Origin of the sequence: Bacillus sp. FSL K6-1033, from assembly GCF_038630765.1 — a bacterium.
Classification (GTDB): Bacteria; Bacillota; Bacilli; order Bacillales; family Bacillaceae; genus Bacillus; species Bacillus altitudinis.
This window is the reverse complement of record NZ_CP152041.1, coordinates 1,753,202-1,775,426: the sequence shown is the minus strand read 5'-3', so window position 1 is coordinate 1,775,426 and position 22,225 is coordinate 1,753,202. Positions and strand designations below refer to the sequence as shown.

Annotated in this window: 27 protein-coding genes; 14 read left to right on the top strand and 13 right to left on the bottom strand. The window is 39.5% G+C overall.

The window, feature by feature from the left end; genetic code table 11:
• Positions 1 to 64 precede the first annotated feature (64 nt).
• A complete protein-coding gene (locus MHH31_RS08995) occupies positions 65 to 652 on the bottom strand; it encodes a TetR/AcrR family transcriptional regulator (protein WP_243173138.1) in 588 nt (195 codons plus the stop codon).
• 226 nt (positions 653 to 878) lie between these two features.
• Between MHH31_RS08995 and MHH31_RS08990 the strand changes: the two genes are divergently transcribed.
• The 7 genes from MHH31_RS08990 (at position 879) to arsC (ending at position 6,551) form a co-directional block, all read left to right on the top strand.
• Positions 879 to 1,523, top strand: a complete 645-nt coding sequence (locus tag MHH31_RS08990; RefSeq protein ID WP_058337566.1) for an NAD(P)H-binding protein — start codon at positions 879 to 881, stop codon at positions 1,521 to 1,523.
• Between the two features lie 127 nt (positions 1,524 to 1,650).
• Positions 1,651 to 2,271, top strand: coding sequence for an NAD(P)H-dependent oxidoreductase (locus tag MHH31_RS08985; protein ID WP_058337567.1), 621 nt, complete (start codon positions 1,651 to 1,653; stop codon positions 2,269 to 2,271).
• 125 nt (positions 2,272 to 2,396) lie between these two features.
• The gene (locus tag MHH31_RS08980) at positions 2,397 to 3,110 is read left to right on the top strand and encodes a DsbA family oxidoreductase (protein ID WP_058337568.1); all 714 of its coding nucleotides are present in this window, start codon (positions 2,397 to 2,399) and stop codon (positions 3,108 to 3,110) included.
• A gap of 201 nt (positions 3,111 to 3,311) precedes the next feature.
• A complete protein-coding gene (locus tag MHH31_RS08975; RefSeq protein WP_058337569.1) occupies positions 3,312 to 3,764 on the top strand; it encodes a glyoxalase/bleomycin resistance/extradiol dioxygenase family protein in 453 nt (150 codons plus the stop codon).
• A 706-nt stretch (positions 3,765 to 4,470) separates the two neighbouring features.
• Positions 4,471 to 4,806 (top strand): metalloregulator ArsR/SmtB family transcription factor, encoded by a 336-nt coding sequence (locus MHH31_RS08970; protein WP_058337591.1) that lies wholly within the window; start codon positions 4,471 to 4,473, stop codon positions 4,804 to 4,806.
• A gap of 12 nt (positions 4,807 to 4,818) precedes the next feature.
• Positions 4,819 to 6,117, top strand: a complete 1,299-nt coding sequence (locus tag MHH31_RS08965) for an arsenical efflux pump membrane protein ArsB (RefSeq protein ID WP_058337571.1) — start codon at positions 4,819 to 4,821, stop codon at positions 6,115 to 6,117.
• A gap of 14 nt (positions 6,118 to 6,131) precedes the next feature.
• Positions 6,132 to 6,551 carry an arsenate reductase (thioredoxin) gene (gene arsC, locus MHH31_RS08960; RefSeq protein ID WP_058337572.1) on the top strand — a complete coding sequence of 140 codons (420 nt, stop codon included), beginning with the start codon at positions 6,132 to 6,134 and terminating at the stop codon, positions 6,549 to 6,551.
• Between the two features lie 203 nt (positions 6,552 to 6,754).
• On the opposite strand, the gene MHH31_RS08955 is transcribed toward arsC, so the two are convergent.
• Both MHH31_RS08955 and MHH31_RS08950 read right to left on the bottom strand, forming a co-directional pair.
• On the bottom strand, positions 6,755 to 7,309 hold the full coding sequence (locus tag MHH31_RS08955) for a sugar O-acetyltransferase (protein ID WP_058337573.1): 555 nt from the start codon (positions 7,307 to 7,309) through the stop codon (positions 6,755 to 6,757).
• A gap of 2 nt (positions 7,310 to 7,311) precedes the next feature.
• Entirely contained in the window at positions 7,312 to 8,475 is a 1,164-nt protein-coding gene (locus MHH31_RS08950; protein WP_058337574.1) for an isocitrate/isopropylmalate dehydrogenase family protein, read from the bottom strand.
• A 77-nt stretch (positions 8,476 to 8,552) separates the two neighbouring features.
• Here MHH31_RS08950 and MHH31_RS08945 point away from each other — a divergent pair, with 77 nt between their 5' ends.
• The 3 genes from MHH31_RS08945 to MHH31_RS08935 all read left to right on the top strand — a co-directional run bounded on the left by MHH31_RS08945 (position 8,553) and on the right by MHH31_RS08935 (position 10,423).
• Complete coding sequence (locus MHH31_RS08945) at positions 8,553 to 9,725, top strand: MFS transporter (protein WP_058337575.1); 1,173 nt, start codon at positions 8,553 to 8,555, stop codon at positions 9,723 to 9,725.
• Positions 9,726 to 9,920: 195 nt separating this feature from the next.
• Positions 9,921 to 10,268, top strand: a complete 348-nt coding sequence (locus tag MHH31_RS08940) for a hypothetical protein (RefSeq protein WP_058337576.1) — start codon at positions 9,921 to 9,923, stop codon at positions 10,266 to 10,268.
• Between the two features lie 29 nt (positions 10,269 to 10,297).
• Positions 10,298 to 10,423, top strand: a complete 126-nt coding sequence (locus MHH31_RS08935; RefSeq protein WP_008343787.1) for a hypothetical protein — start codon at positions 10,298 to 10,300, stop codon at positions 10,421 to 10,423.
• Between the two features lie 53 nt (positions 10,424 to 10,476).
• On the opposite strand, the gene parC is transcribed toward MHH31_RS08935, so the two are convergent.
• The 3 genes from parC to MHH31_RS08920 form a co-directional block, all read right to left on the bottom strand.
• On the bottom strand, positions 10,477 to 12,918 hold the full coding sequence (gene parC, locus MHH31_RS08930; protein WP_025207403.1) for a DNA topoisomerase IV subunit A: 2,442 nt from the start codon (positions 12,916 to 12,918) through the stop codon (positions 10,477 to 10,479).
• A 2-nt stretch (positions 12,919 to 12,920) separates the two neighbouring features.
• The gene (gene parE, locus MHH31_RS08925; protein ID WP_007499323.1) at positions 12,921 to 14,888 is read right to left on the bottom strand and encodes a DNA topoisomerase IV subunit B; all 1,968 of its coding nucleotides are present in this window, start codon (positions 14,886 to 14,888) and stop codon (positions 12,921 to 12,923) included.
• Between the two features lie 415 nt (positions 14,889 to 15,303).
• A complete protein-coding gene (locus MHH31_RS08920; RefSeq protein ID WP_007499324.1) occupies positions 15,304 to 15,717 on the bottom strand; it encodes a CoA-binding protein in 414 nt (137 codons plus the stop codon).
• Positions 15,718 to 15,871: 154 nt separating this feature from the next.
• Between MHH31_RS08920 and plsY the strand changes: the two genes are divergently transcribed.
• Together plsY and MHH31_RS08910 are read left to right on the top strand one after the other, a co-directional pair.
• Positions 15,872 to 16,453 carry a glycerol-3-phosphate 1-O-acyltransferase PlsY gene (gene plsY / locus MHH31_RS08915; RefSeq protein WP_008343794.1) on the top strand — a complete coding sequence of 194 codons (582 nt, stop codon included), beginning with the start codon at positions 15,872 to 15,874 and terminating at the stop codon, positions 16,451 to 16,453.
• A gap of 96 nt (positions 16,454 to 16,549) precedes the next feature.
• The gene (locus tag MHH31_RS08910) at positions 16,550 to 16,837 is read left to right on the top strand and encodes a HesB/YadR/YfhF family protein (RefSeq protein ID WP_008343795.1); all 288 of its coding nucleotides are present in this window, start codon (positions 16,550 to 16,552) and stop codon (positions 16,835 to 16,837) included.
• A 41-nt stretch (positions 16,838 to 16,878) separates the two neighbouring features.
• Here MHH31_RS08910 and MHH31_RS08905 read toward each other — a convergent pair whose 3' ends face one another.
• From MHH31_RS08905 to acnA, 7 genes are all read right to left on the bottom strand, one after another.
• Complete coding sequence (locus MHH31_RS08905) at positions 16,879 to 17,187, bottom strand: hypothetical protein (protein WP_007499327.1); 309 nt, start codon at positions 17,185 to 17,187, stop codon at positions 16,879 to 16,881.
• 3 nt (positions 17,188 to 17,190) lie between these two features.
• Complete coding sequence (locus MHH31_RS08900; protein WP_058337577.1) at positions 17,191 to 17,613, bottom strand: thioesterase family protein; 423 nt, start codon at positions 17,611 to 17,613, stop codon at positions 17,191 to 17,193.
• A gap of 103 nt (positions 17,614 to 17,716) precedes the next feature.
• Positions 17,717 to 17,959 carry a small acid-soluble spore protein Tlp gene (gene tlp / locus MHH31_RS08895; protein WP_017359579.1) on the bottom strand — a complete coding sequence of 81 codons (243 nt, stop codon included), beginning with the start codon at positions 17,957 to 17,959 and terminating at the stop codon, positions 17,717 to 17,719.
• 15 nt (positions 17,960 to 17,974) lie between these two features.
• Positions 17,975 to 18,118 carry an acid-soluble spore protein N gene (locus MHH31_RS08890; protein WP_008357830.1) on the bottom strand — a complete coding sequence of 48 codons (144 nt, stop codon included), beginning with the start codon at positions 18,116 to 18,118 and terminating at the stop codon, positions 17,975 to 17,977.
• Between the two features lie 51 nt (positions 18,119 to 18,169).
• A complete protein-coding gene (locus MHH31_RS08885) occupies positions 18,170 to 18,295 on the bottom strand; it encodes an FbpB family small basic protein (RefSeq protein ID WP_003211002.1) in 126 nt (41 codons plus the stop codon).
• A gap of 76 nt (positions 18,296 to 18,371) precedes the next feature.
• Positions 18,372 to 18,875 (bottom strand): TlpA disulfide reductase family protein, encoded by a 504-nt coding sequence (locus MHH31_RS08880; RefSeq protein ID WP_008343807.1) that lies wholly within the window; start codon positions 18,873 to 18,875, stop codon positions 18,372 to 18,374.
• A 66-nt stretch (positions 18,876 to 18,941) separates the two neighbouring features.
• The gene (acnA, locus tag MHH31_RS08875; RefSeq protein ID WP_058337578.1) at positions 18,942 to 21,671 is read right to left on the bottom strand and encodes an aconitate hydratase AcnA; all 2,730 of its coding nucleotides are present in this window, start codon (positions 21,669 to 21,671) and stop codon (positions 18,942 to 18,944) included.
• Between the two features lie 220 nt (positions 21,672 to 21,891).
• On the opposite strand from acnA, the gene sspO reads away from it, so the two are divergent.
• Positions 21,892 to 22,038, top strand: a complete 147-nt coding sequence (gene sspO / locus MHH31_RS08870) for a small acid-soluble spore protein O (RefSeq protein WP_017359581.1) — start codon at positions 21,892 to 21,894, stop codon at positions 22,036 to 22,038.
• Positions 22,039 to 22,055: 17 nt separating this feature from the next.
• Positions 22,056 to 22,202 carry a small acid-soluble spore protein P gene (locus tag MHH31_RS08865; RefSeq protein ID WP_058337579.1) on the top strand — a complete coding sequence of 49 codons (147 nt, stop codon included), beginning with the start codon at positions 22,056 to 22,058 and terminating at the stop codon, positions 22,200 to 22,202.
• The last annotated feature ends 23 nt before the right edge of the window (positions 22,203 to 22,225 follow it).

Genomic DNA, 22,225 nt, shown 5'->3' with positions numbered 1-22,225 from the left:
TCTGTGTTTTTTTAATATTTCTTTTAGCACTGCCGGCTCAAGCAGATTGTTAACATCATTTTCATTAAAAATAATACTGACTCATACCATTTCTAAAGATAGGCAGGGTCTTAGTCACTAGCTCTTCTGATGAAATAAGTCTTCCATCCTTATTCCATGTGTATGCAGCTCCGTATATCCCCCAACTTAGCATAGTAGATAGGGTTGTTACCATTTGTTTATCCTCTAATTCGATGATGTTGTTAGTTCCTTTTAGCATAAGATCAGCTATTAGTTTCTGTAACTCCTCTTTAATTTTACTTTCGATAATAGTTCCTAAAGAATGATAACCTTTGGGACATAGGTCGCTTATCTCTTTATGGTGATCACACATGGCTAGAAAAATATTTGCAATGACTTTTTCATTGAATCCATCGTGATCATTGAGTCTTTTTTTCAATTTGTCTGTAAATGTATTGGTGATTGTAGAATGTAACAAATCAAATTTATCGTCAAAGTGCGCATAAAATGTAGCCCGGTTAATAGTAGCCTTTTCTGTGATATCACGTACCGTTATATGGTTGAAATCTTTTTCACTAGCTAACGAAAGAAAAGAGTCTACAATCAACTGTCTTGTACGAAGGATTCTCGGATCTTTTTTTGGCATAATCATTTTTTCTTCTCCTTTTAGGGTTCATCATCTTGTCTAAAAACGACAATACATATAGAAGTGTTGCGTAAACTACATATTGGCTATTTTGGTTATTGTTTATTATTCTTTTTCATCTTATCATCAATTATACAACGCGCGTTGCTTAAATAACACATGTTATTACGAAAGATTTTTGATCAAGGAAATCATTGTGATCATTCTGAATAACAAAAGGAGATAGACGACCATGAACATCACTATTTTTGGTGCAACTGGTGCAATCGGTCAACTTTTAACACAGTTTGCATTAGAAAACGGAGATTTGGTTACGGTATATGTTAGAAACCCTGAGAAAATAAAGCAAAAGCATTCGAATTTACGCATTGTAACGGGTGAACTAACGAACACTTCATCTATTGAAACGGCAGTTTCAGAAGCTGATGTCGTGATAAGCACCTTAGGTCCCGGCATTGATTTGTCTCGAAAACAAAAAGGTACACCGATCGCCGACGGACATAACCGAATTGTCAAAGCGATGAAGAAGTTCACCAAAAAAAGGTTGATTACACTCGCGACGCCAGCCTTGCAATCTGAAGACGATAAGAAAAGCTTATCGACGATGTTGCCAAGAATATTGCCTAAACTTCTAATGCCAAATGGTTATGCCGAAATGAAGAAGATGGGAGAACTGATTAATCAATCGAACCTGGATTGGACAGTCGTTCGAATCATTAATCCTAATATCAAATACAACGGGCAATCTTACGGTTATTCATTCGGCGATCAGCCAGCTAAAATGTCCGTATCTAGGGAAAATGTCGCTAAACTCATGTATGACGCTGCTAGGCAACCCCAATTAATCGGAAAAATGCCCATTGTTTATAATCATTAAATGAGCTTTTTGTATGAGGTTGTTGATTCAGCAGAAATTATAGGAATCATTTAGAGTCATACCAAAATATTGCGTGTGAATTCTTTTTATAAGTATTCAAAATCAAAATCATAAAGGGGAAATGATCATGTCAAAAGTATTATTTGTTAAAGGAACACCTCAAAGTGAGGAACAATCAAGAAGTACGCAAGTTGCTAGAGCATTTATCAATGAATATAAGGAAGTAAATCCAACAGATGAAATAATAGAAGTAGATGTCTATTATGCAAATGTGCCATTAATCGATGCTGATTTTTTAACTGGACAAAAGAAGTTAAGAAGTGGGGAAGTGCTAACAGATGTTGAAGCACAAAAAATAGAAGCAGTGAATGCATTCACAAAACAATTTATGGAAGCAGATAAATACATCATTCAGTCTTCAATGTGGAATTTAGGAATCCAACCTTTATTAAAAGCCTATTTTGATACAATCATGAGTGCTGGAAAAACGTTTAAATATACATCAGAAGGTCCAGAAGGATTGATGAAAGGGAAAAAAGCAATCCATATTCATGGTATGGGAGGATTTTATTCACAGGCAATTGGAATGGAACATTCTGATTCTTACGTAAGAGGTGCGCTGAAGTTTGTTGGAATTGAAGTGGAACCAACGATTTTTGTTGAAGGTATTGACTATGATCCAACTAAAGAAGAAGAAATTGTTACTTCAACAATTGAAAAAGCAAAAGAGGTAGCACGAACGTTTTAAAAAAAGCATTGGTGGGATTAGTTAAAAAGATTTTAATTAACATCATCCCACCTCGCACGTTCAAAAGCGTAATAAGGAAGAATAGACAAAATACATTCATCAAAATTATAAAGGGGGAACATATGATGAAAGTAGAAATTTGGTCTGATTTTGTTTGTCCGTTTTGTTATATTGGCAAACGTCAATTTGAAATAGGGTTAGAACAGTTTGAACATAAAGAAGAGGTCGAAGTCTTATTTCGTCATTTTCAATTAGATCCATATGCGAAAAAAAATACAGGAATGGATATCCATCAAGTAGCATCTTCCAAGCATGGTATTCCATATGAAAAAGCAAAAGTAAGAAACAATCAATTGAAACAGAAAGCAAAAGAGATTGGGTTAGATTATCAATTTGATACAATGATTCCTACGAATTCATATGATGCACTTCGTCTTTCTTATTATGCAAAAGAGAAAGGGAAGATTCGGGAGTTTATGGAGCGTATTTTGAAAGCTCATTTCACGGATTCACTAGATATCGGTGATCACGCAACACTTGCTCAACTTACAAGTGAAATAGGGCTTGATGGCAACGAAGCTATGGATGTTTTATCAAATGATCAATATAGCGAGAATATCGCAGCTGATAGAGCCGAGGGATTAAAAATTGGGATTCAGGGCGTTCCCTTTTACGTTGTGAATGATAAATATGTCATCTCAGGAGCACAACCTAGCGAAGTGTTTTTAGAAACATTACAACAGGTATGGAAAGAAGAGTACGCGAATCGTAAGGTTGAAGAGCATAAATTAGAGTCGTCGCTCGATGATGATTGTTCAGATGGAACATGTAAATTTTAATGGATATTCAAAAAAGATTCAGAAATCACAAAAGAATATTATAGTATTTCAAGGCACAGGTATTGTTGTTCTAAATCTTGCAGTAGTGCCAACACCACTTGACTTGTATTGAACCTAATTGGTGCTCGTGTGATATAGCTGCTTTAAATACCACTTTATTATGAATCATTTACTTCCAAAAAATCAAAGGGGTTTAGCGATATGAAAAATACAATTTTCCAAGGCACAATCGAGCATTCAGGATTTGTAGTACCCGATATCGAAGTAGCAGTTGAATTCTTCACTCATATTTTGGGTTTTGAAGTCTTGTTCCGGCCAGGACGGATGCAGTTTGAGGACGATAGTTTAAAAAGATACTTTGGGGTTCACGAACATTCAGTTGTAGAAGGGGCGGCATTTTTGCAATATGGCGGTAGAAAGATCGAACTGGTTCAATGGTCGACGCCAGATCAACAGAATGTTCACCTAAAACCCAGTGATATCGGTGTAGCCCATCTAGCTATTACAGTCACCGATATAGAAGAGGCTTTGAAATACTTTGCAGAACAGCCTGATGTTAAAGTTAGAGAGCTGAGTCCTCTTGGATTTTTCTATATCACAACTTCATGGGGAATGGAGATTCAAATAATGGAATTACCCCAAAAACCTTTATGACCTATCTAATTTGTACCAAGACAAGAACAAGGGTCCTTTAATTAGTTGAAACAATAACTGTATCTTTATTAATGGACCCTCTTTCTCCTTCTGATCAAAGGACACCAAGAAGGGTCCTTCCCATCTAGTTGACCTCTTGCAGGCAATTGATCATTGTTTTCTCCTCTTAATACCTCACTAATATCCTGCTTTCTTAAAATCCATATCATTTCTGTGCTTTTTGATGTCTCTTTTAGCTTTGGCAGCTCGAGCAAAGTGTTAACAGCAGAAGCCCAATGCTAACTAATGCAATTCTGATACCGAGTCAGATCGCGATTTAAAATATCAGGAATACCATTCGATTGTTCATTTTCTGTCATAATCCCTTCAGCATTTATTAGGTTAGGGTTTTTCCACGTACCAGTGGCATGTATAACCGCCTTTGCCTCGTAAGTTTTTTCTTCTTGATTATATAATTTCACTCGAATGATAAAAGGCACAAGATCTCTGTCTTTTGTTTTTATCAACACCTTTTTGCCAATTAGGAGGACTGGGCTATTTAAATAACTATGTGGTTTCATTTGAAGAAGAGAAGTGGGTATTTAAATCAATCATTTTCACACGAATGAATCTTTGTTTGAATTCATATAATCAATTGATTATATAAGTTTTCAGTTATATACTATTGAAGGAGTTGAAAAGAGGGGGAATCATTGTGACTACAGATATTTCAATTGGTGTGACACATATGTCGAATTGTTTAAAAACACTCAGTGATCAAACAAGACTGATCATGATGAAATTGTTTTTGGAGAAGGAATATTGTGTGTGTGAACTGGTAGATATGTTCGAAATGAGTCAACCAGCGATTAGTCAGCATTTACGAAAATTAAAAAAAGCTGGATTTGTTCAGGAGAACAGAAAAGGGCAGTGGCGTTATTATTCAATCAATACACTGTGTCCAGAATTTGAGACGATTCGGATCATCTTAAATCAAATTGATAAAGAAGACGACCTTATAAAAAGTATACAACATAAAGCAACAAACATGTCTTGTTCGTAAGGAGGGATGGGTTTGAGTTTTGCCGTTTTATCATTAATCATATTTTTGTTCACTTTGGTATTGGTTATTTGGCAGCCAAAAAATTTATCCATAGGGTGGTCCGCTTGTGGAGGAGCTATTTTAGCTTTAATCGTAGGTGTTGTGAATGTTGACGATGTGATCACCGTGACAGGCATCGTTTGGAATGCGACATTGGCTTTTGTCGCAATAATCGTCATTTCACTCATACTTGATCGAATCGGCTTTTTTGAATGGGCAGCATTGCATATGGCAAAGGCTGCAAAAGGCAGTGGGCTACGTATGTTTGTGTATGTGACCATCCTTGGGGCAATCGTCGCTGCTTTATTTGCAAACGATGGTGCTGCACTTATTTTGACACCCATTGTTTTAGCCATGGTCAGAGCATTACACTTCAATGAAAAAATTGTATTCCCTTTTATTATCGCGAGTGGGTTTATTGCAGATACAACGTCGCTCCCACTTGTCGTAAGTAATTTGGTGAACATTGTAACAGCCGACTATTTCAACATTACGTTTATTGAATATGCATCCAGAATGGTTGTTCCAAACCTTTTTTCATTGCTAGCGAGTATCACTGTGCTGTACCTTTTCTTTAGAAAGAGTATACCAAAACGCTATGATATGACTGAGTTAAAGCAACCTAGGGAAGCAATAAAAGATCCAAAGATGTTTAGATTATCTTGGTATATATTAGCTTTTTTGTTGATTGGTTATTTTGCAAGCGAATTTTTATCTATACCTGTATCGGTCATAGCTGGAGTGATTGCCATTTTATTCTTGGTCATTGCACAAAAAAGCCCTGCTGTTCAAACAAAAAGCGTTCTAAAAGAAGCTCCTTGGGCGATCGTATTCTTTTCCATAGGTATGTACGTTGTTGTCTATGGCATGCGAAATGCAGGGCTTACTGATGCTCTTTCAAGCGTGATTCAAGCTGTAGCAGATCAAGGTTTATTGACAGGGACTCTTGGTATGGGATTTATCGCAGCAATTCTTTCATCTGTCATGAATAATATGCCGACGGTCATGATCGATGCATTAGCCATTTCCGGCACCGATACACAAGGAATGATGAGAGAAGCGTTAATATACGCAAATGTCATTGGTTCTGATTTAGGACCAAAAATTACGCCCATTGGCTCCTTAGCAACACTACTATGGCTCCACGTCCTTTCTCAAAAAGGGGTGAAGATTTCCTGGGGGACATATTTCAAAATAGGGGTCATTTTAACTGTACCAACACTATTCATCACACTTTTAGCGTTGTATTTCTGGCTAATGATTATACATTAAAGGAGACGATCAACATGTCAAAGAAAACAATATACTTTTTATGTACCGGTAATTCTTGCCGCAGTCAAATGGCTGAAGGTTGGGCTAAAAAACATCTTGGAGATGAGTGGAAGATCTATAGCGCTGGTATTGAAGCTCATGGATTAAATCCGAATGCTGTAAAAGCAATGAAAGAAATAGGGATTGATATTTCTCATCAAACGTCTGACCTGATTGATCAGAAGATATTGCATCACGCTGACTTAGTCGTCACACTATGCGGTGACGCAGCTGATAAATGCCCAATGACTCCTCCACATGTCAAGCGTGTCCATTGGGGCTTTGATGATCCAGCAAAAGCAGAAGGAACAGAAGAAGAGAAGTGGGCATTTTTCCAAAAGGTACGAGATGAAATTGGAGATCGATTGAAACAGTTTGCTGAGACTGGAAAATAGTGCTGCGTTTGAGTCAATTGAATATAAAATCTAATAATAAAGAGGATCAAGTCAAAGGTTCTCTTTTTTTAATATCTAGTTTACATAATATATATTCTAGGAAGTTAAACAATAATTGAATTTTCTTTGTCTCATTATTAAGTATACTTATCTTATTGAGATAAAACAAAAAATGAAAATCCAACGGTTGATTCGTCAGATTTTCATTCCTCTAAATGTTTTAAAATTTTTGCAGGATTCCCGCCAACAATCATATTTGACGGAACATCTTTTGTCACAACGGATCCTGATGCAATGACAGCATGATCTCCGATTGTCACACCTGGATTGATAATGGCGCCGCCACCAATCCACACATGATGTCCAATTGTGACTGGTTTGCCGAATTCAATACCTGTTTGACGTTCTTCTGGATTTAACGGATGTCCAGCTGTGTATATATGTACATTCGGACCTAACAAACAATGATCTCCAATTGTAATCTTGCAAACATCTAATAACACTGCATCAAAATTCGCAAAAAAATGCTCACCAACCTCGATATTGTATCCATAATCACATTGTATTCTGCCTTCAAATACCACATCATCTCCGCAAGCGCCTAAAAGCTCCTTTAAAATGGCCTTTCTCTGTGATGGCTCATTTGTTTGCTGATAGGCAAATGTCAATTGTCGTGCTTTTGCTCGATCTGCCATCAATGTGTGATCATTTGGGTGATAGTATTCTTCCTTGATCATCTTTTCTTTTTCTGTTTTCATGTTCATCTCCCTTTTATTGAAAATTCATTCATCGTTTGAATGAATGCCTCGGTGAATTTTGTCGTCGTCTCATTTCCTCCTAAATCCTTCGTTTTCAAGTTCTTTTTTAAGGCCTCATCAAGAGTATGTTCGATCAGACTGGCTGTCTGTTTTAATCTTTCATCTTGATATTTCACATGTAGCCAGTTACAAAGCATTACTGTAGAAAGAATCATGCCCATTGGATTGGCGATATTTTGACCAGCTATATCAGGTGCTGAACCATGTGCCGCCTGTGCCATCGCTTGATTTTCGTTGCAATTTAATGAGGGTGCCATTCCTAAACTGCCGACTAGTTCCCCTGCAAGATCAGATAAAATGTCGCCAAACATATTTTCTGTCACAATCACATCAAAATCACCTGCACGTCTCACTAAATGAGCAGCCATCGCATCAATATGAATATCCTCAACCTCCACTTGTGGATATGCTTTCGCTACCTCTTGACATGTTCGTAAAAACAAGCCAGATCCTAATTTGATCACGTTCGCTTTATGAACAATGGTGACTTTCCCCCTCCTCTCCACTGCACGTTGAAAAGCTGCGTGGGCAATACGGGTAATTGCTTTTTTTGTAAACACACCTGTAGATATGGCGACGTCTGGTGTAATCATCCACTCTCCTGTCCCCTGATACATATTCCGGTCTGGATAAAAGCCTTCTGTATTTTCTCGAAAAATGACAAGGTCGACGCCACTGGCAACGCTTTTCACACCTGGCAGCGATTGCGATGGACGAATATTTGCAAATAAATCAAATGTATGACGCAGTTCTCCACTTGGATTTCTTCTTTCTTTCAATTGATCAGGATATGATGCTGAATCATGAGGTCCTAATATCCAGCCATGGCATTTTTTCAAGGCGGCTATAGTAGAAGCTGGCACTGGATCTTGATGAGAATGAATGGCTTCAGCACCGATAGGACACACTACAAATTCCACAAATGGTTCATTGAACTGTGATAACGCTGTCTTTAAAATACGCATACTAGAATTAACAATTTCCGGTCCAATCCCGTCTCCCTTTAAAACACCTATTCGATATGACATATGTATCGCCCCTTTTGTCTTTATTCTATCAAAGAATGATGAAGTTGGAATATTTTCTTCATGATGATCCTCCCTCATGTTATTTACGAATCAAGAAGTCTCCTTTATAATCGAGTAGATTTGTTCTGTATGACTACATAGATATGAGGGATTAGATGAAATTAAAGTGGTATAAAGCGATTATTGTTATTTTTACGATGTCTGGGATCTCCATCTCCACTTGGTTTTCAAGAACACCAGAAGTGAGAGATTTATTGCAAGCAGATACAGGCACAATGGGACTCATTTTACTCGGCTTATCTGTAGGTTCCATTGTCGGGCTGATTCTTTCCAATGTATTCGTTCGCAAAAAAGGCGGCCGAGTGGCGATTGTGGTCAGCGCTTTTTTGATGTTTATTGGATTCTCAACCCTTGCAATCGGCGCGGCCCTCTCTTCTACGCTGGTTGTCACTGCTGGTCTTTTTCTTTTTGGTTCAGGCTCAGGCATGTGCAATGTAGCCATGAACTTAGAAGGAACGGAGATTGAGTATCAGATCAAGAGAACGATCCTGCCGATTTTGCATGCTTCTTTCAGTATTGGAACGTTAATTGGTGCAGGTGCCGGAATTCTCTTTATTTATTTAGGTGTGTCTGTCCTCATTCACCTTCTCACCATTGCACTCCTTTTCTTTCTCAGCATCCTGATTTGTACACGGTTTATTCCGCACGGGACAGGAAAAGATCCGGATGAGACGCAGACAGAATCAGTTGAGGCTTCTCAAACATCATGGCTGAACAAACGGACGATCTCATTAGCGATGATTGCCTTATGTCTCGCATTTGTAGAAGGTTCTGCAAATGATTGGATTCCACTAGCAATGGTTGATGGCTATCAGGTTTCTCATTCAATGAGTACGGTCATCTATGCATTATTTTTGTGCGGGATGATTAGTGGCAGATTACTGAGCGGACGTTTCATTGATCGCTTTGGCAGGGTGCTGTTGCTAAGAATCGCGATCTTATCTGCTGCCGCCGGACTATTCTTGGTGATTTTAAAGATTTCACTCGTCGTGTGTATGATATCTATCTTTTTATGGGGACTTGGCGCGTCCTTAGGCTTCCCGCTGACCATTTCAGCAGCTGGTGATGATAGCCGCTATGCTGTCAAACGTGTCAGTATCGTCACTTTATCTGGGTATACAGCCTCTCTATCAGGGCCCCCTGTTTTAGGACTGCTCGCCAATCAAGTCGGTCTGCTTCATGCGTTTATTTTTGTTCTGTTTGCCATTTGTATTGCAGGAATCTTTACAAAAGCTGTTGCAAAACCGACATCAATACATTCTTTTTGAAAAGTGCCAGATCTTTGATCTCGGTACTTTTTTTAAATTTAATAAATAAAATTGAAACCTTTCATGAAGTGAAACAGTCCTATAGATGTCTTGATGTTTATCGCTTTTTTAAAGAGGGAAAGTAAAAAAATAAGACTTTTCAAATAACTGAAAACGTGGTAAGATCATGAAAATAAACAGGAAGGGGTGAGAAAAATGAAAAAAAATATGCTGTTAAAATTAGCAGTCTTATTCATAGCACTTGCAAGTTTTCATTTGTTCTCAATGCCTCATTCCGTTCAGGTATACCATCATGCAAAGGTGGTTGCTGATCAAGAATCACATGAAATGAAAATCGTTCAGACAGCAGGCAATGAAAAGAAACAAAAACATGTGAACGCAGTATTTGCGGCATTTACAGCACTGCTAGTCATTGGCAGTATGGCAGCTGGATTTGCACGCATCACTTATACTGATCGATTTGACCGGAAAAAGAAGCATTTACTTGCAGTGTTCTACCAGTCTTCGAATTTCCGAGTAGCTCGTGTTAACCCAACCATTTAAATCAAACAAAAATTGGGAGGTTTTACACGATGTTATTTTTCTTAAGAGTATTCATTCTAGGTCTATTCTCTGTCACTTCACTTTCTCTTTTCGTTTACCAAGGAATTGAAGTAGTGCATGCCATCACAAGCATGTTTGGCAATCACGAGAGTTAAATTGACCTCATCATAAAAAACCCCCTGCCTTACGCAGGGGGTTTTCATTTTGCTTATTTATTGTCATCTTGGTCAGATGCAGCAGGTGATAAAAGAACTTGAGTTACTTCTCCCTGCTCTTCCTCATCTAAAATAAACGATCCATTGCTATAACGATCATTTGCCCTTAGTGTGGAAATATCGAGCGGGATCGTGGCACCCTTTTCCGTATCAATCTCAAGTGTATCGTGCAGTGAAGCAGCAATCACAGCAACAATTCTGTGAGGGTTTTTCTTTAATTCTCTTAGCATGATGACTCCACGTTTTGCTCTTGATGTCTTATCAAATTCAGAGAGGTTCATCCGCTTCACAGCACCTCTTTGTGTCGTGAGAACAAGCACATTGTTCTTCGGATCAATGATTTGTCCAGAGACCACCTCGTCTCCGTCCTTCAAATTGATGCCTTTCACACCAGCCGCTCTCGGACCGACCACACTCACTTCTTCTTCATCAAACCATAATCCATAGCCATTTTTCGTTGCAATAAACAATTCTTGCTGACCTGTTGTGACATGAACATCTACAAGTTCATCATCACCTTTTAAATTCAAGGCGACAAGCGGTTTTGAATAGCGCTGCGCTTTATATTGGAGAAGCTCTGTTTTCTTCACCATACCGCCTTTTGTGAAGAACAAGAGATACGATGATTCATCGAATTCTTTAATTGGGATCGCTTTTTGAATGGTTTCATCGCGATCAATCGAAATAATATTCGTAATGTGCTGCCCCATGTCTTTCCAGCGTATATCTGGCAACTGATGAACTGGACAGTAAATGTAGCTCCCTTTATTCGTAAATAGCAGAAGAACATCTGTTGTATTCATTTCAAACTGGTGAATCAGTCGGTCTGTATCCTTCATACCGAAGTCCTTACCGTTTGATGCAGCATAGGAACGCTGGCTTGTCCGTTTGATGTATCCATCTTTTGTGACTGTGACGTACACGTCCTCTGATGCGATCATCACTTCAAGGTTAATCTTAATTTCTTCAATTTTTTCCTCAATGACGGATCGTCTTTCATCAGCATACGTCTTTTTCAACTTCTTCAAGTTATTCGTAATGACTTTAAACAGCTTCTTCTCATTCGCTAAAATGTCTTCAAGCTCTGCAATTCGCACGTCAAGCTCTCTTGCTTCGTCTCTTAGTTGAGTGATATCTGTATTTGTTAAACGATATAACTGGAGAGAAACAATCGCTTCTGATTGAGCTTCTGTAAAATCATATTTCTCCATCAAATTGTTTTTCGCATCACGCTTATCATTAGACGAACGAATCGTCGCAATGACTTCATCTAAAATGGAAAGAGCTTTAATTAATCCATCTACAATATGATGACGTTCTTTTGCTTTTCGAAGCTCGTATGCTGAGCGGTTCGTCATCACTTCTTTTTGATGAGCAATGTAAGCGTCTAGTACAGTTGTAAGCGTCATTAAAGTCGGTCTTCTGTTATGTATCGCGACCATATTAAAGTTATAAGGGATTTGCAGATCAGAATTTTTATATAAGAAATTCAAGACACCATTCGCATCCGCTTCTTTTTTCAGCTCTACAACAATCCGAAGGCCGGTACGATCCGTCTCATCCCGAACTTCAGAGATTCCTTCTACTTTTCTTTCAATGCGGAACTCGTCCATCTTTTTGACAAGATTGGCCTTATTCACTTCATAAGGAATTTCTGTGATCACGATTTGCTGGCGTCCACCGCGGATGGTTTCAATCTCCGCTTTTCCGCGAATCATAATCTTTCCTTTTCCTGTTTCATATGCCTTCTTAATACCATCCACACCTTGGATGATCCCGCCTGTTGGGAAATCTGGCCCTTTGATGACTGTCATTAAATCTTCAACCGTACAATGCGGCTGTTCAATTCGCTTAATCACGCCATCAATCACTTCTCCTAGGTGGTGCGGCGGAATATCAGTCGCATAACCGGCTGAAATCCCTGTTGACCCGTTCACAAGAAGGTTGGGAAACATCGCTGGTAAGACAACAGGCTCTTTGCTTGTATCATCAAAGTTCGCGACAAATTCGACCGTCTCCTTGTCGAGGTCTTTTAAAAGCTCTGATGCAATTGCAGAAAGCCTTGCTTCCGTATAACGCATGGCAGCAGGAGGATCTCCGTCGATACTCCCGTTATTTCCATGCATCTCAATCAGCACATTTCGCACTTTCCAATCCTGGCTCATTCTCACCATTGCTTCATAAACAGAAGAATCACCATGCGGATGATAGTTACCAATTACGTTACCGACTGTTTTGGCAGCTTTACGGAAGTTTTTATCTTGTGTATTTCCTTCCGCATACATTGCATATAAAATTCTTCGTTGTACAGGCTTTAATCCATCACGTGCATCTGGAAGTGCACGATCTTGGATAATATATTTACTATAGCGACCAAAACGGTCCCCAATCACTTCTTCTAACGGTAAATCATGAAATCGTTCTTGTTGTGCCATGTTTAAACCTCCTCAGCTAGCGACAAGTTTTCATTTTCAAGAATGTTGCTTTCCTCATCAAGTCCAAAGGCGACATTCTTTTCAATCCATTTACGGCGTGGTTCTACTTTGTCACCCATCAGTGTCGTGACGCGGCGCTCCACCCGTGCAGCATCATCGATCTTCACCCTGACAAGCGTTCTCGACTCTGGATTCATTGTCGTTTCCCATAGCTGGTCGGCATTCATTTCACCTAAACCTTTATAGCGCTGAATCGTATATCCTTTTCCAACTTTCTTTAGTACATCATCCATTTCTTCATCAGACCAAGCATATTCAATGACTTCTTTCTTCCCTGAGCCTTTGCTAACTTTATATAAAGGTGGAAGGGCAATGAATACTTTGCCATGCTCAATCAGCGGCTTCATATAGCGGTAGAAGAATGTAAGCAATAGAACCTGAATATGCGCGCCATCTGTATCAGCATCTGTCATAATGACAATTTTGTCATAATTGATGTCTTCTACATTAAAATCGACACCAACCCCGCCGCCAATGGCATGGATTATGGTGTTGATTTCTTCGTTTTTGAAAATATCAGCAAGCTTTGCTTTCTCTGTATTAATGACCTTTCCTCGAAGCGGCAGCACCGCTTGGAATTTCCGATCACGTCCTTGCTTGGCTGATCCACCAGCAGAGTCGCCCTCTACTAGATACAGTTCATTTCTTGCCGGGTTTCTAGATTGAGCAGGTGTTAATTTTCCGCTGAGTGTTGCTTCAGATTTTTTTCGTTTCTTGCCGCTCCTTGCTTCTTCTCTTGCTTTTCTAGCCGCTTCTCTTGCCTGCTGCGCTTTAATCGCTTTTTTCACAAGCAGTGTCGCCGTTTCGCGGTTTTCTTCAAGAAAATAAGCCAATTTTTCAGAAATCACGGCATCAACAGCTGACCTTGCCTCACTCGTTCCAAGCTTTCCTTTTGTTTGTCCTTCAAATTGAAGAAGTTCTTCAGGAATTCTGACAGAAATAACAGCTGACAGGCCTTCACGAATATCTGTACCTTCTAAATTTTTGTCTTTTTCTTTTAAAAGGGTCACTTTGCGTGCATATTCATTAAAGGCTCTCGTCATGGCCGTTTTTGCACCAGACTCATGCGTACCGCCATCTTTGGTTCTTACGTTATTGACGAACGACAAAATATTTTCTGAATATCCGTCGTTAAATTGAAAGGCAAAATCGACTTCAATGGACTGATGTTCGCCTTCAAACGAAACGACTTCACTAAGTACATCCTTTTCCTCGTTTAAATAAGCAACGAACGCTTCAATACCTGTCTCATAATAAAAGGTTTCCTGCACATCATGGCGCTCATCAATCAGCTCTATTTTTAGCCCTTTTAATAAAAAGGCTGATTCTCTTAAACGCTCTGATAATGTATCAAAATTATAGGTGGTGACACTGAACATCGTTGGATCTGGCTTAAAATGAATCAGTGTACCGGTCTTTTTCGTTTTCCCGATTTTTTCAAGTGATGTGACTGGCTTTCCGCCATGTTCAAAGCGCTGGTGATAAATAAATCCATCGCGTTCTATCGTCACGGTGAGCCACTCTGAAAGTGCGTTCACAACGGACGCCCCAACCCCGTGAAGTCCACCACTTGTTTTATAACCGCCTTGACCAAACTTTCCGCCTGCGTGCAGGACCGTTAAAATGATTTCTGGTGTCGGTTTTCCAAGCTTATGCATACCAGTAGGCATTCCGCGACCTTTATCTTGGACGGAAATGCTGTTATCTTTATGTATTTTGACAATGATATGATCTCCATGGCCAGCGAGCACTTCATCGACAGAGTTGTCTACAATCTCATAGACAAGGTGATGAAGACCGCGTGAATCCGTCGATCCAATATACATCCCTGGGCGTTTACGGACCGCTTCAAGCCCCTCTAGCACCTGAATAGAATCATCGTTATAATCTACTTGCTGCTTTTTAACCAAATGCTTAATCCCCTTTCACTAACAAACATAACCGGCTAATCACCAATGATCTCTCTAGATTTTAATGATGATCATGCTGCTCATTACTGTCCACTTTAATAAGCTGCATCATCACCATGCATGTGTGATTCAGCGATACATGCTCTTTTGCACGGTTATGAGAATGTTCTACATTCTGCAATCAGAACTAGAAGTCCATTATAAACAAGACTGTTTCATAAGCCAAATGCAATCATATGATGGTTTTAGCAAAACAGAACAAATGTTCTACATTTATCTTATCGCTCTTTTTCTCGATATGCAAGGTCACCGATAGGTCCCTGTCGCCTTATTTTATCGCTTTCTTCTAGAATCGCAAATATATTTCTGCAACAAAAAAGCAAAAATCCTTGAAAAAACAAGGATTTTTGACGATTTAATGAGTTTTTGTCATCGCATGAGCCACTTTGATACATAAGTCCATGATGGCGACCTTGCCATTTTCCTCAATCAGCCTTTTTGCCTCTTCATGATATACGCCTTGCTGCGCCCAAAAAACAGGTGCGTCTATTTCAAGAAATTCTTTCGCCACCTCAGGCAAAAACTCAGAACGTCTAAAGACATTGACGATATCAACAGGCTCTTTTATGTCTTTTAAAGAGGCGACCGCTTTTACCCCAAGTGCTTCATCAATCGTTGGATTGACAGGAATGATGTCATAACCGGCATCTTGCATGGCTTTTGAAACCATATAGGACGTTCGGTGCGGCTGATCTGACAAACCTACAACTGCAATTCGCTTACTGCTTTTTAATATACGCCCAATTTCTTGTTTTGAAGGATGATTCATCCAGACACTCCTTTTCTTCTATTTTAGCGAATTTCTTGTTAAAAACAAAGCTGAATTCATCGGCCATCGTTTTTTTCAAAAAAAGATCGCCATGTTTTTCATAAGATCATGTTAAAATGTAAGACAAGAGGGAGAATATAAAGGAGTTATGCAGATGTTAATTGCTTTGATGTTTATTTTGGCTTATCTTCTCGGCAGTATTCCATCAGGTCTCATTGTCGGGAAAGCTGCAAAGGGAATCGATATCCGTGAACATGGCAGCGGGAACCTAGGTGCGACGAATGCATTCCGTACACTAGGTGTGAAAGCAGGGTCCATCGTTATCACAGCTGATATTTTAAAGGGGACTCTTGCTTCGGCTTTACCGTTTTTCATGCAACTGGACATTCATCCCTTATTAGCAGGAGTTGCTGCTGTTATCGGTCACAGCTTTCCTGTCTTTGCAAAATTTAAAGGGGGAAAAGCGGTCGCTACATCAGGCGGCGTGCTGTTATTTTATGCCCCGTTCTTATTTATCACGATGATCGCTGCTTTTTTCTTATTTTTATACATTAGTAAATATGTTTCATTATCATCTATGCTGACTGGGATCTACACATTCATTTACAGCATATTCACCCAAGATCTATTTTTAATTATTGTTGTTGCTGTTCTTGCTGGCTTTGTGATCTTCAGACACATCGCCAACCTCAAACGAATTCTCAACAAAACTGAACCGAAAATCAAATGGCTTTAGCCGTTTCATCAATTTAAATATGTGGTAAAAGTAAAGAAAAGCTGTTTTTGCATCCTGCATTTAAAAACAGCATGACTTCAAAAAGGGGCGATCACATTGAAATTAACGATAAAAGATGATGCACTCAATTGGTACAAGAATGAACTGGATTTAGAAAAAGGTGATCATGTTCGCTTTTTTGTCAGATATGGCGGGTGCAGTAATGTACAAAAAGGCTTTTCTCTCGGCGTCGCAAAAGATGAACCTCAAAATGCCGGCGCAACCGCTGAAGTAGAAGGCATTACTTTCTTCGTGGAAGAAAGTGATATTTGGTATTTTGACAACCATGATCTGCATATTGATTATAACGAGTCCGTGAAAGAACCAGAATTTCATTATGAATAAACAAAAAAGATACCTCATCCCTCGGGTATCTTTTTTGTTTATCACTCAATATAAAGTCCATACTCCTGAATGTTTCCTAACGACCGCTCTTTTTGTAAAATTCGTTTTTGCGAATCACCGATGAGATCAAAATGAGGAAAACCTTCGCGAACATGAATCCATTCTTTCTTTAATCCATGCTTTTGTCCCCAAGCGATTAATTGTTCTATATCCTGACAGGCTGCCTTTGTGACAGTATTCGCATGCGGAAAACGGTCATCAAGCCAATAGTGTGTCAAAAAGGCCACATTCCCTTGCCGAACAGCTGATTTCCAAGCATTCAAATCTCTTCTTTTAATTCCAAATGCCATGAATCAAACCTGCTTCTTGGACTGTTCGTATACGCTGTGCCATGCAGGGAAAGCTTTTCTAAATTGAATCGGTCTAAAGGTTTCTTTGTCCACACAAATATGTGAGGTGGTCCCTGTAATAGCCGTTTGTCCATCAGGTTTTTGTATTTCATAGCCATACACTGTTTTCACGCCGTTATATTCTTCAATCCATGTGTGAACTGTAGCCGTTTCACCGTACAGTAGTGGTTTCTTATATTGAACCTGAAGATCGACAACAGGTGCAAGGACACCTTCTGCCTCTAACTGGGCATAGGAAAAGCCTAATTCTTTAATTAACGCTGTTCTGCCGACTTCCATCCAAATTAAATAGTTGGCATGATACACAATGCCCATTTGATCTGTTTCTGCATAACGGACTTCTATTTCTTTTCTAGATACATACACGTTTTCATCGCTCTCCTATCAAAACCTAACGTCTCTGACATTTTACCATATTCCAAATGGTTCTTCTAAAAAGAGGCAATAAAATAAACCAGGAATCCCTGGTTTATTCAGTGTAACCGCTCTTTCTTGCTGCTTCCTCGTCCTTTATTTCAGAACGCATTGCGTCAATACTTGTTCTACGGTTTTCATTTTTTTGCTTGATCATCTGCTTTTCTTCCTCTGTTGAAAGACCCATTGCTGCTTCAGATTCATCAATATTTTCAAGTGTGTTTTCGATCATATCCTGCAGCTTCTCAACATTGTCAGAACGATCATCTGGATTGGATTGATATGACTTGTCATTCATCATGCTTCCCTCCTATTATTCGCCCTTCGTCTGTATCACATCAGGCTGTTCATTCGATTTATTATGCATCTTTTTGCCTTTATTTCGTTTGTATGCTACAGGTTTTGTCCCTAAATGGTCTGGTGTAAACTGCGCTTGTTTATCATGCTCTCTACCCATCATTCATCCCTCCCTCTTCTTTAGGATGAACGAAAAAGGACAAATCATAACTTATTTCTGTCTAAATCGCTCTTCCAACTTTTCTTCAAGCTGGTTTAAAAATTCCTCATTGCTTAATAATTCTTTTTTATTTTCAAGCACAAGTTCTTCAAATGTACGGCGCTTTCTTCTTCTCATGTCTATCACCACCTCCACTCTGTTCATACCATTTTCGCCAAAACATTTAGAATATAAGCAAAAAAGAGCTGAATCATTATAGATCCAGCTCTTTTTCAATTTCTTTTTTTGTGAGCATTTGATGCTTTACAGACAGGATACGCCCTTTTTCATCTAGTATGTATGTCGTCGGATAGGAAAGTACCTGATATCTCGCTTGAATACCTTTTTGATCTAATAAAACAGGAAAACTGACCTTAAGTTCATCAATAAATGAGGCGACGTGATCCACACTCTTTTCAGTGTTCGTCAAATTCACCGCTAGTACCTCAACTTGGTCATTTTCACTTCTAATTGCATCTAGATCTGGCATTTCTGTTCGGCAAGGCTTACACCATGTCGCCCAAAAATTGAGGAGTACTTTTTTCCCTCGATAATCAGATAACGATGCCGTTTTGCCATCAAGGGTTTTGAGCTCAAAATCAGGGGCTTTGTCCCCTGTTTCAAGACCGATGGCAGGTTCTTTTGGTCCGAATACATTCCATGCAAGTAAACCAATCAACACAAGTAAAACAGCGCTTGCCATTCCTTTTTTCCACATGATTGATCCTCCACTATGTTAAAAAAGAAGAGAAAGCTGTCTAATCGCCTTCTCTTCTTTGCTTTATTAGTTGCTTGCCAATTTTTCACGCAATACCATTTGAAGGATACCACCATGACGGTAGTAGTCAATTTCGACTTCACTGTCAAAGCGAACAATTACTTCAAATGTTTTCTCGTTGCCATCTGTATCAATTGCTTTTACAGTGACAAGATCACGCGGACGAACTGTTTCATCAACATCTACTTCGAATGTTTCTGTTCCTGTTAGTCCATAAGTTTCTGCACTTTCTCCATCTTTAAACTGTAAAGGAAGTACACCCATGAAGACAAGGTTACTTCTGTGGATACGCTCAAAGCTTTCCGCTAGAACGAATTTAATTCCAAGAAGATTTGTTCCTTTTGCAGCCCAGTCACGAGAAGAACCCATTCCGTAATCTTTACCTGCTAAGATCGCAAGACCAGTTCCATCTTCTTTATAACGCATGCATGCATCATAAATGGATGTCACTTCACCAGTTGGCCAGTACGTTGTATACCCGCCTTCTGTTCCTGGTGCGATTTGGTTCTTAATACGGATGTTTGCAAAAGTACCTCTCATCATAACATGGTGGTTACCACGGCGAGATCCGTATGAGTTAAAGTCTCTAGGCGATACGCCTCTTTCTTGCAAGTATTTACCTGCAGGTGTGTCTTTACCAATCGCTCCAGCAGGAGAAATATGGTCTGTTGTGACAGAATCACCGAACTTCGCCACTACGCGCAATCCTTTAAGTGGTTCAACTTTACCAGGTTCAACTGATAAGTTTTCGAAGAATGGCGGGTTATCAATGTATGTGGAATTTTCATCCCATTTATACAATGCATCGTCCGTCGTTTTAATTTCATTCCAGCGGTCATTGTTGTCAAAAACAGTTTCATACTCTGAACGGAATAGCTCAGGTGTGACAGTGCTTTTCACGACGCTGTTGATTTCATCCATTGATGGCCAAATGTCATTGAAATAAACGTTCTCGCCATTTTTATCGACACCGATCGGATCTTTTGTTAAATCAATATTCACCGTACCAGCAAGTGCATACGCCACAACTAATGGTGGAGATGCAAGGTAGTTTCCTTTTACAAGCGGGTGGATACGACCTTCGAAGTTACGGTTACCTGATAAAACAGAAGTGATCAGCAGATCATTTTCAGAGACAGCATCTTCAATTTCTTTTTCAAGCGGTCCTGAGTTTCCGATACAAGTTGTACAGCCATACCCAACGATGTTAAATCCGAGGTCTCTTAAGTATGGAAGAAGTCCTGAGTTCACGAGGTATCCTGTTACAACCTTAGAACCTGGCGCTAGTGACGTTTTCACGTAGTTTGGCACCTTCATGCCAAGCTCACTTGCTTTCTTCGCAACAAGACCTGCTCCGATTAAGACGTATGGGTTCGATGTATTCGTACAGCTCGTAATCGCTGCAATCGCAATCGCACCTGTCTTCATCACAGCTTTTTCACCATTTGCTAGATCAAATTCGATTTGTTTGTCTAGCTCTGATTTTTCTAAGCCAAACCCTTGGTTACCAGCTGGGCTTTCAATGTGCTGATGGAACGTTTCTTTCATTTTAGAAAGTGGAATCAAATCTTGTGGACGCTTTGGACCAGATAAGTTTGATTCAATTTGAGAAAGATCAATTTCCACAACATCTGTAAAAATTGGCTCTTCTGCATCTGGCGTATAGAATAAGCCATTTGCGCGAGAATATTCTTCAACGATATTAATTTGCTCTTCATCACGTCCAGTAAGGCGAAGGTAAGCTAGCGCTTCTTCATCTACTGGGAAGAATCCGCAAGTAGCACCGTATTCTGGCGCCATGTTTGCAATCGTTGCACGATCTGCTAACGGCAATTGTGCAACACCAGGTCCGAAGAACTCGACGAACTTGTTCACTACGCCTTTTTCACGAAGAACTTGTGTCACTTTTAAGGCAAGGTCAGTTGCAGTTGTTCCGTTTGGAAGCTCTCCAACTAATTTAGCACCAATAACTTCTGGTACTGGGAAGTATGAAGGCTGACCAAGCATACCAGCTTCTGCTTCGATACCGCCAACGCCCCATCCAAGTACACCGATACCGTTAATCATTGTTGTATGTGAGTCAGTACCAACTAATGTATCTGGGTAAGTGATGATCTCGCCATCTTCTTCGATTGCATGAACAACACTTGCAAGATACTCTAAGTTCACTTGGTGAACGATCCCTGTTGCAGGCGGAACAGCTTGATAATTGTTAAACGCTTTCTTTGCCCAGCTAAGGAAGTTATAACGCTCTGCGTTACGTTCGAATTCTAAATCCATGTTAATGTTTAATGCATCTTCAGTTCCAGCTTTATCGACTTGTACAGAGTGGTCAATGACCAGGTCAACTGGAATTTCAGGGTTGATTTTATCTGGGTCTCCGCCCACATCTGCCATTGCTTTTCTTAAAGAAGCAAGGTCAACGACAGCTGGCACACCCGTGAAGTCTTGTAAAATAACACGAGAAGGTTTAAATGGAACATCAATTTCTTTTACCTCGGCAGTTCCCCATTTTGCCAAGTTTTCAACGTGTTCCTTTTTGATCACTCTACCGTCTACTTGGCGAAGCACTGATTCTAAAAGTACCTTAATGGAATAAGGCAGCTTAGAAACATTTCCGATTCCTTGTTTCTCTAGTGCTTCTAACGAATAATAGTGATACGTTTTCCCATTTGTCGAAAACGTTTTTCTAGATTGAAAAGCGTCTTGTTTAGCGACTTGCTGCTGTTTCGACATGTCCAAAATCCCCCTTTTGATGATCAAGATCAATTTCAATTCTCAGAAAAATCGTCGTATTTCACCACAATTTTCTCACAATTTCATCTTAAAACAAATTCATACATAAGTAAATAACAATGCTTTTATTAAATTCAATAAGTTTAGCTTATCACAAGGAAATGATTACTCTTCATAAACTGAGCAGCACGGGTTCATACTAATGCTGAGGTGATAGAACATGACAAAAAGAAAAGCAAATCATGTCATTGACGGCATGAACGCAGCCAAAAGCCAAGGAAATGGTGCAGGCTATATAGAAAATGATCAGCTCGTTTTAACAGAAGAACAAAAGCAAAACAATAAAAAGCGTAAAAAAAACCAATAAGAAAGGAGTGAGAAATGATGACGGACAAAAACACTGGGAAAGACATACGTCAAAACTCTCCTAAAGAGCATCAAGGCGGGCAGCCTGAGCCACTATCAGGCAGTAAAAAAGTGAAAAACCGCAACCATACAAGACAAAAGCACAATTCACATCATGATATGTAAACTCTTAAGCCCGTGACCAAACG